The sequence below is a fragment of the Sphingomonas sp. genome (genome assembly GCF_036387595.1).
Classification (GTDB): domain Bacteria; phylum Pseudomonadota; class Alphaproteobacteria; order Sphingomonadales; family Sphingomonadaceae; genus Sphingomonas.
On the sequence record NZ_DASVTL010000015.1, the window covers coordinates 1 to 7,422 of the forward strand.

At 65.8% G+C, this 7,422-nt stretch carries 8 protein-coding genes, 1 tRNA gene and 1 pseudogene; 6 read left to right on the forward strand and 4 right to left on the reverse strand.

The window, feature by feature from the left end:
* Positions 1 to 125 (forward strand): annotated as a pseudogene (locus VF643_RS00710) (IS630 family transposase); the annotation flags it as partial.
* Positions 126 to 452: 327 nt separating this feature from the next.
* Here VF643_RS00710 and VF643_RS00715 read toward each other — a convergent pair.
* The 3 genes from VF643_RS00715 to VF643_RS00725 all read right to left on the reverse strand — a co-directional run bounded on the left by VF643_RS00715 (position 453) and on the right by VF643_RS00725 (position 3,298).
* Positions 453 to 1,226: an SDR family oxidoreductase gene (locus VF643_RS00715; protein WP_331041443.1), complete on the reverse strand. Its 774-nt coding sequence runs from the start codon at positions 1,224 to 1,226 to the stop codon at positions 453 to 455.
* A gap of 134 nt (positions 1,227 to 1,360) precedes the next feature.
* Positions 1,361 to 2,557, reverse strand: coding sequence for an acetyl-CoA C-acyltransferase (locus tag VF643_RS00720; protein WP_331041444.1), 1,197 nt, complete (start codon positions 2,555 to 2,557; stop codon positions 1,361 to 1,363).
* Between the two features lie 12 nt (positions 2,558 to 2,569).
* Positions 2,570 to 3,298, reverse strand: coding sequence for a hypothetical protein (locus VF643_RS00725; protein ID WP_331041445.1), 729 nt, complete (start codon positions 3,296 to 3,298; stop codon positions 2,570 to 2,572).
* 55 nt (positions 3,299 to 3,353) lie between these two features.
* Between VF643_RS00725 and VF643_RS00730 the strand changes: the two genes are divergently transcribed.
* A complete protein-coding gene (locus tag VF643_RS00730; protein WP_331041446.1) occupies positions 3,354 to 4,121 on the forward strand; it encodes an enoyl-CoA hydratase/isomerase family protein in 768 nt (255 codons plus the stop codon).
* Positions 4,122 to 4,144: 23 nt separating this feature from the next.
* On the opposite strand, the gene VF643_RS00735 is transcribed toward VF643_RS00730, so the two are convergent.
* A tRNA-Trp gene (locus tag VF643_RS00735) sits at positions 4,145 to 4,221 on the reverse strand.
* A gap of 278 nt (positions 4,222 to 4,499) precedes the next feature.
* On the opposite strand from VF643_RS00735, the gene rpsL reads away from it, so the two are divergent.
* The 4 genes from rpsL to fusA form a co-directional block, all read left to right on the forward strand.
* Positions 4,500 to 4,871, forward strand: coding sequence for a 30S ribosomal protein S12 (gene rpsL, locus VF643_RS00740; RefSeq protein ID WP_010164594.1), 372 nt, complete (start codon positions 4,500 to 4,502; stop codon positions 4,869 to 4,871).
* A gap of 49 nt (positions 4,872 to 4,920) precedes the next feature.
* On the forward strand, positions 4,921 to 5,391 hold the full coding sequence (rpsG, locus tag VF643_RS00745; protein WP_331041447.1) for a 30S ribosomal protein S7: 471 nt from the start codon (positions 4,921 to 4,923) through the stop codon (positions 5,389 to 5,391).
* A 30-nt stretch (positions 5,392 to 5,421) separates the two neighbouring features.
* A complete protein-coding gene (locus tag VF643_RS00750) occupies positions 5,422 to 5,691 on the forward strand; it encodes a hypothetical protein (RefSeq protein WP_331041448.1) in 270 nt (89 codons plus the stop codon).
* Positions 5,692 to 5,736: 45 nt separating this feature from the next.
* Positions 5,737 to 7,422, forward strand: a 1,686-nt coding sequence (gene fusA, locus VF643_RS00755; RefSeq protein ID WP_331041449.1) for an elongation factor G, incomplete at its 3' end; no start/stop codon positions are given.

Here is a 7,422-nt window from a genome sequence, read left to right on the forward strand (position 1 = left end):
TGATGCGAAAGGCAGCCGAGCGATCCCACGAGGCGACATGGCGCCGCGTCGGCACACTCCTCGATACATTCTCCGCCTCAGAATGCCGAAAATATCTCGTCAACTCCGGATACGGGTCAGCCTGATGTCATCCGACTCTAAAGGCGGCACTGGACGACAAAGATGCGTCCGTCCGTGAGGCCGCACGTGCTGCTATGACCGCAATAGCCCGAAAAGATCACCATCTGTTTGTCGACCGAACAGGCAGTGGAAGAAGCTATTGGGTGGTGAACCCTGAAGACAAGCCTAGCTCGTAGAGCCGTTGCAATTGGCTGATTGAGGTCCGCATTCCGCTTGTGTCACAACCGGTCGGTTCTCACACCAAACCCACCATCGACGATCATGCGCGGGTCTGCCGGTGTCGCAACGCCGCGTCATAACTGCGGCGAGCAGACCGCGGCGGCCCCACCCGGTCACCCCCGTGCCTTCTGCAGCGCGCCCGCAATGCGGCGGGCCAGGACGCGGGGGGTGAAGCGGAGGGAGTCGGCCATTATGGTGTTCATCCAGCCCGAGATCTTCACCGCCTGGTTCGCTTTCAGCGCGGACAGGCCGTCGCGGATCACTGCTGCGGGATCGCTGGCGAGGCGCTTGAACAGTTCGCTGTCGCCCATATCCGCGACCTGCGCGAATTCGGTGCGGGTCGGCCCGGGGCAGAGCGCGGTGACGCGGATGCCGTTTGCCGCCACTTCCTCGTGCAGCGCCTCGGAAAAGCTCAGCACGAAGGCCTTGCTGGCGTAATAGACCGCCATCCACGGCCCCGGCTGAAACGCGGCGGTCGAGGCAATGTTGAGGATGGCACCAGTCCCGCGCGCGATCATCCCCGGTAGCAGGGCGTGGCTGAGCGCCACCAGCGCGCGGCAGTTGACGTCGATCTGGCCGAGCTGGCCCTCGATCGCCATCTCGGCGAAGCTGCCGCGTGCGCCGAAGCCTGCGTTGTTGATGAGCGTGTCGACGCTTAGTCCTGCCGCGGCGATGTTGGACACCAGGCGAGCGGGTGCGGCGGGGTCCGCCAGGTCGGCGGGGAGGACGTGCACCGCGACTCCGTGGGCGGCGCGCAGTTCTGTGGCCAGCGACTCGAGCCGGTCGCTGCGCCGCGCGGTGAGGATGAGGTCGTGTCCTTCTGCTGCGAGCGCTCGCGCGAAACCTTCGCCGAGGCCTGAGGAGGCGCCGGTGATGAGGGTGGCCATGTGCTGTTCCTTTGATTGGAGGGACGACGGCAAAGCCGCCGTCGGAAGGGTCCAGCGGGGCGGCCCTCCGTCCGTGCCGGGCGCTCGTGCGGTGCACGACCGGCGCCGTCGCTGCGCCGACGCGCCAGCGCCCGTCAGACGATCTCGAACAACCCCGCTGCGCCCATGCCGCCCGCGGTGCACATCGACACCACGACATAGCGCACCCCGCGCTTGCGTCCCTCGATCAGGGCGTGGCCGACAAGCCGGCTGCCGGTCATTCCGAACGGATGCCCCACCGCGATCGCGCCGCCGTTGACGTTATACTTCTCGGGGTCGATGCCGAGGTGATCGCGACAATAGAGGCATTGCGACGCGAACGCCTCGTTCAGTTCCCACAGGCCGATGTCGGAGACCGACAGTCCGGCGCGGTCGAGCAGCTTGGGAATGGCGAAGATCGGGCCGATGCCCATTTCGTCGGGCGCGCACCCCGTCGCCTGGAAGCCGCGGTAGATACCGAGAATGTCCTTGCCCTCGGCCTCCGCGGTCTTGCGGTCCATCAGCAGCTGGCACGAGGCTCCGTCCGACAGCTGGCTGGCGTTGCCCGCAGTGACGCTGGTGCCGGGACCGCTGAAATCGCCGCCCGGCCATACGGTCTTCAGTCCGCGCAGCGCCTCCGCGGTCGTGCCGGGGCGGATGCCTTCATCCTGGGTGATCGTCACCGTCTGCGTGCCGGTGCGCGTGCCAGCCTTGTCGAGGATCGCCTTGTCGACGGTGATGCCCACGATCTCCTCGGCGAAGGCGCCCTTCGCGATGCCTTCGGCGGCCCGCTGCTGACTGCGCGCGCCATATTCGTCCTGCGCTTCGCGGCTGATGCCGTAGCGCTGGGCGACGATCTCAGCGGTTTCGATCATCGGGATGTAGGCGGCGGGCACGTTGGCGGTGACGCTTTCGTTGACGAAGCGCGGTGCATCCTTGGTGACGGTGTAGCTTATCGACTCCATCCCGCCGGCTAGCGCCACGTCGATCTCGTCGCAGATGATCGAGCGTGCCGCCAAGGCGACCGCGGTCAGCCCGGAGCCGCATTTGCGATCGAGCGTGAACGCGGGCACCGAGTGCGGCAGCGCGCCCGCGAAGACCGCCATGCGGCCCGCATTGCCGCCTTGCGTCCCCCATTGATTGCCGACGCCCCAGAAGATCTCGTCGATCCGGGTCGGGTCGATCCCCGCCCGCTGAACCGCGGCGTTCATCACATGGCCGGCGAGCACCGGCGCCTCGGTGGCGTTGAACGCGCCGCGATACGCCTTGCCGATGGCGGTGCGGGCGGTGGCGACGATGGCGGCTTCACGCATGGGTCGATCCTTCTATCGAGCAGGGGAAGGGCGGCGCTGTTCGCCGATCCAGCGCCAGAAGGCGGGATCGTCATAGGCGGGCACCCAGGAGAAATGATCCATCGCGGGATAGACGGTCAACCGCGGCTTGACCGATCCGCCGCACGCACGGATCGCCTCGACCATCTCGAAATCGCCGCGTACCGGCACTGCGCCGTCGTCATCGCCGTGGAAGGCCCAGACCGGCAGGTCTTTCAGCCTGCACGCGTCCTGGGTCGGCGTCATGGCCGCCACCGGCGCGATGGCGGCGAACAGGCCAGGCCGCGCGAGCGCCCAGCGCCACGTCGCCATGCCGCCCAGCGACAGTCCGGTCAGATAGAGGCGCGTGTCGTCAATGCGGTAACGCTTGCGGACGTCGGCCAGCAGCCGATCGAGCTTCGCCACGTCCCAGTCGCCACCTGCCTCAAGCTGCGGCGAGACGATGAGCATCGGCGTGCCGGGGTGCGCGGCGATGACGTGCGGTGGTCCCCATTTGGTGACCTGCGCCAGGTCGGCGCCGCGCTCGCCCGATCCGTGGAGGAAGATCATCAGCGGCCAGCGCACACGCGTGTCCACGTCATAGCCCAGTGGCACGAACAGCTGGAAGGGATAGTCGCCCGCGCGCTGCGCCGCCTGTTGATTCTGACCCGGCGCGGTCACCGGCGTCTGCGCGGCCGCCGCGCCGTTCGCCGCAAGCGCCGCCGCCATCATCATCCAGCGCATGATCGCCTCTCCTTGGCCGTGGACCGCGGCCCCCGCACCGCGGTACAGGAGAGCGATGACCGTGGAAACCCGCCGCGACGGCCATGTCGCCATCATCACATTTGCGAACCCGCCACATAATTTCGCGGACCTGGCGCTGATCGAGGGGATCGGCGTGGCCTTCGCCGCCGCCGATGCGGACCCCGGCGTGCGCGCGATCGTATTGCGTTCGGAGGGGAGGGTGTTCTGTGCGGGTGCCGACCTGGTCAACGCGAACCCCGTCGCCGCGCCGCAGCCGGAGGGTGCGCGCAATCCCTTCTACATCGCCGCGGCAGCCTTGTTCGCGGTTCAGACGCCCGTGGTCGCGGCGATTCAGGGCAGCGCGGTGGGCGCGGGGCTGGGGTTGGCGCTGGTCGCGGATTTTCGCGTCGCAAGCGCGCAGGCGCGGTTCGTGGCGAATTTCGTGCAGATCGGATTCCATCCCGGGTTCGGCATCTCCGCGGTGCTCGAACGCATTGTCGGGCGCCAGCGTGCGCTGCTGATGGCGCTGACCGCGCGGCGGATCAGGGGTGAGGAGGCCGAGCGTTGGGGGCTGGTCGACCAGCTGGTCGAGGCCGAGGCTCTCGATTCTGTGGCACTGGCGCTGGCGCAGGAGATCGCCGCGGGTGCGCCGCTTGCGGTGCGGTCCACGCGCGCGACGATGCGCGGCGACCTGCACGCCCTGGTGCTGGCGCAGACCGACCACGAACTGGCGGAACAGGCTTGGTTGCAGCGGACGGCGGACTTTGCCGAAGGGGTGCGCGCGGTGGCGGAGCGGCGGCCGGGGCGGTTCATCGGTGAATAGCCGCAGGGCATTCCGCAGCCGCATGGCAGGGGTACTCGGATTCGAACCGAGGGCCTTCGGTTTTGGAGACCGACGCTCTAACCAGCTGAGCTATACCCCTATCGGCGCTCCCGTTACCGTCGCGGCCGGCGCGAGACAAGGCCGAATACGCGTCCGCACCGCACACCGTTGACCGCGAGCGAGTCGGGGCGTATGAGCGCGCCCGTCCGGTCGGGTTTCGATCCTGCCGGCCGATTGAACATTGCTGGATGCATTCCAGGGCCAAGGGGCGGCGAGATGCTGCACCGGTGGTCCTTTTCTGTATTCGCGGAGTCTCGAGGCTTCGCAGGGGCGCCGCACGGCTCCAGCAAAGTAACCATTTGAAAGGTGAAGGCTTCAATGCCGACGATCAACCAGCTGGTCCGAAAGGGCCGCGACCCGCAGAAGGCCAAGTCCAAGGTGCCTGCGATGGAAGCCAACCCGCAGAAGCGCGGCGTGTGCACCCGAGTGTACACCACGACCCCGAAGAAGCCGAACTCGGCATTGCGCAAGGTGGCCAAGGTCCGCCTGACCAACCAGCGCGAAGTCATTAGCTACATTCCGGGCGAGGGGCACAACCTCCAGGAGCATTCGGTGGTCCTGATCCGTGGCGGCCGCGTGCGCGACCTTCCCGGCGTCCGCTATCACGTCCTGCGCGGCGTTCTCGATACGCAGGGCGTCAAGGATCGCCGCCAGAGCCGCTCCAAGTACGGCGCCAAGCGTCCGAAGTAAGCCGGCGGCTCTGTGTCGTCACCAGGCTGAAGTTTAGAAGGAATTTGAAATGGCACGTCGTCGCCGCCCCGAAAAGCGCATCATCCTTCCCGATCCCAAATACGGGGATGAGGTGCTCTCCAAGTTCATGAATTCCGTCATGTACGACGGCAAGAAGTCCGTCGCCGAGCTGATCGTCTACGGCGCGATGGAGACCGTCGAGAGCCGCGCCAAGCGCGATCCGCTGGGCGTGTTCCACGATGCGCTGACCAACATCAAGCCGGGCATCGAAGTGCGTTCGCGCCGCGTCGGTGGTGCAACCTATCAGGTGCCGGTCGAGGTTCGCCCCGAGCGTGCCCAGGCGCTCGCGATCCGCTGGCTCATCACCGCGGCGCGCTCGCGCTCGGAGAACACGATGGCCGCGCGGCTGTCGGGCGAACTGATGGACGCCGCCAACAACCGCGGCAACGCGGTGAAGAAGCGCGAAGACACCCACCGCATGGCCGAAGCCAACCGCGCCTTCTCGCATTATCGCTGGTAAGGCGTTATATCGGGTGTAGGAGACACGGCGATGGCGACTGCACCCGAACCGTCCATTGATGAACTGAACCGTCAATCGGCGCGGCTCGAGGCGGAATCCCGCAAGCTGCGGGCGGAGGCGAACAAGCTGACGGCTGAGGAAGCGAAGCTGTCGGCGGAACGCTACAAGCTACTGGCCGAGCAATACAAGCTTGAGCGGGACAAAATGTTGTCCCCTTGGGCGATCGTCGTTCAGGCGCTGATAGGCGGTGCCGCGTTGCTGGCTGCTGCGCTTGCGCTTCTGAAATATCTCGCCCCTTAAGGGCTGTTACACCAACATCGATCTCTAGTCCGAAGGACCACCGTCATGGCCCGCAGCCATCCGCTCGAAAAGTATCGCAACATCGGCATCATGGCGCATATCGACGCCGGCAAGACGACGACGACCGAGCGCATCCTCTATTACACCGGCAAGTCCTACAAGATCGGCGAAGTGCATGAAGGCACCGCGACGATGGATTGGATGGAGCAGGAGCAGGAGCGCGGGATCACGATCACGTCGGCTGCGACGACGTGCTTCTGGAACGATCACCGGATCAACATCATCGATACGCCCGGCCACGTCGACTTCACGATCGAAGTCGAGCGTTCGCTGCGCGTGCTCGATGGGGCGGTCGCCTGCTTCGACGGCGTTGCCGGCGTCGAGCCGCAGTCCGAGACCGTGTGGCGCCAGGCCGAGAAATATCACGTCCCGCGGATGTGCTTCGTCAACAAGCTCGATCGTACCGGTGCGAGCTTCGAGCGCTGCGTGTCTATGATCAAGGACCGCCTTGGCGCGCGGCCGGCGGTGCTGTATCTGCCGATCGGTATCGAGGGCGGGTTCAAGGGCCTGGTCGACCTGGTCGAGAATCGCGCGATCATCTGGCTCGAAGAGTCGCTCGGCGCGAAGTTCGAATATCAGGACATCCCTGCCGAGATGGCCGATGCCGCAGCGACTGCGCGCAGCGAGCTGATCGAGATGGCGGTGGAGCAGGACGATGCGCTGATGGAGGCGTATCTGGAAGGCACCGAGCCGACCACGGCCGAACTGAAGGCGCTGATCCGCAAGGGTACGCTGAACTTCTCGTTCGTTCCCGTCCTGTGCGGGTCGGCGTTCAAGAACAAGGGCGTGCAGCCGCTGCTCGACGGTGTCGTCGACTATTTGCCGTCGCCGCTGGACATCAAGGACGTCGAGGGCCTGAAGCTCGACGGCGAGACCACCGACTCGCGCCCGCCGCGCGACGATGCGCCGATGTCGGCGCTGGCGTTCAAGATCATGAACGATCCGTTCGTCGGCACACTGACCTTCGCCCGCATCTATTCGGGCAAGCTCGACACCGCGTCGGTCGTGCTCAATTCGGTAAAGGACAAGAAGGAAAAGGTCGGTCGCATGCTGCTGATGCATGCGAACAGCCGTGAGGATATCCAGGAGGCATTCGCGGGCGACATCGTCGCACTCGCGGGGCTGAAGGACACCACGACGGGTGACACGCTGTGTTCGCAGCAGTCGCCGATCATCCTCGAGCGGATGGAATTCCCCGAGCCGGTGATCGAGCTGTCGGTGGAACCGAAGACCAAGGCCGACCAGGAGAAGATGGGCGTCGCGCTCAACCGTCTCGCTCGCGAAGATCCGTCGTTCCGCGTGTCGTCGGATGCCGAATCGGGCCAGACCATCATCAAGGGAATGGGCGAGCTCCATCTCGAGATCCTGGTCGACCGCATGAAGCGCGAGTTCAAGGTCGAGGCCAACGTCGGTGCACCGCAGGTGGCGTACCGCGAATATCTCGGCAAGAAGGTCGACATCGACTACACCCACAAGAAGCAGTCGGGCGGCTCCGGCCAGTTCGGCCGCGTGAAGGTGACGGTCGTTCCTGGCGAGCGTGGCTCGGGCTACCAGTTCTTCGACGAGATCAAGGGCGGCAATATTCCCAAGGAATATATCCCCTCGGTCGAGAAGGGCATGCGCGAGACGGCGGAAGGCGGCTCGATGATCGGCTTCCCGATCATCGATTTC

Bases quoted from the DNA above. Each gene is read 5' to 3' on its own strand.
- VF643_RS00715 (WP_331041443.1), bottom strand. From the start codon at position 1,226: ATGGCCACCCTCATCACCGGCGCCTCCTCAGGCCTCGGCGAAGGTTTC.
- rpsG (WP_331041447.1), top strand. From the start codon at position 4,921: ATGGCACGTCGTCGCCGCCCCGAAAAGCGCATCATCCTTCCCGATCCC.
- VF643_RS00720 (WP_331041444.1), bottom strand. From the start codon at position 2,557: ATGCGTGAAGCCGCCATCGTCGCCACCGCCCGCACCGCCATCGGCAAG.
- VF643_RS00750 (WP_331041448.1), top strand. From the start codon at position 5,422: ATGGCGACTGCACCCGAACCGTCCATTGATGAACTGAACCGTCAATCG.
- VF643_RS00730 (WP_331041446.1), top strand. From the start codon at position 3,354: ATGACCGTGGAAACCCGCCGCGACGGCCATGTCGCCATCATCACATTT.
- VF643_RS00725 (WP_331041445.1), bottom strand. From the start codon at position 3,298: ATGCGCTGGATGATGATGGCGGCGGCGCTTGCGGCGAACGGCGCGGCG.
- rpsL (WP_010164594.1), top strand. From the start codon at position 4,500: ATGCCGACGATCAACCAGCTGGTCCGAAAGGGCCGCGACCCGCAGAAG.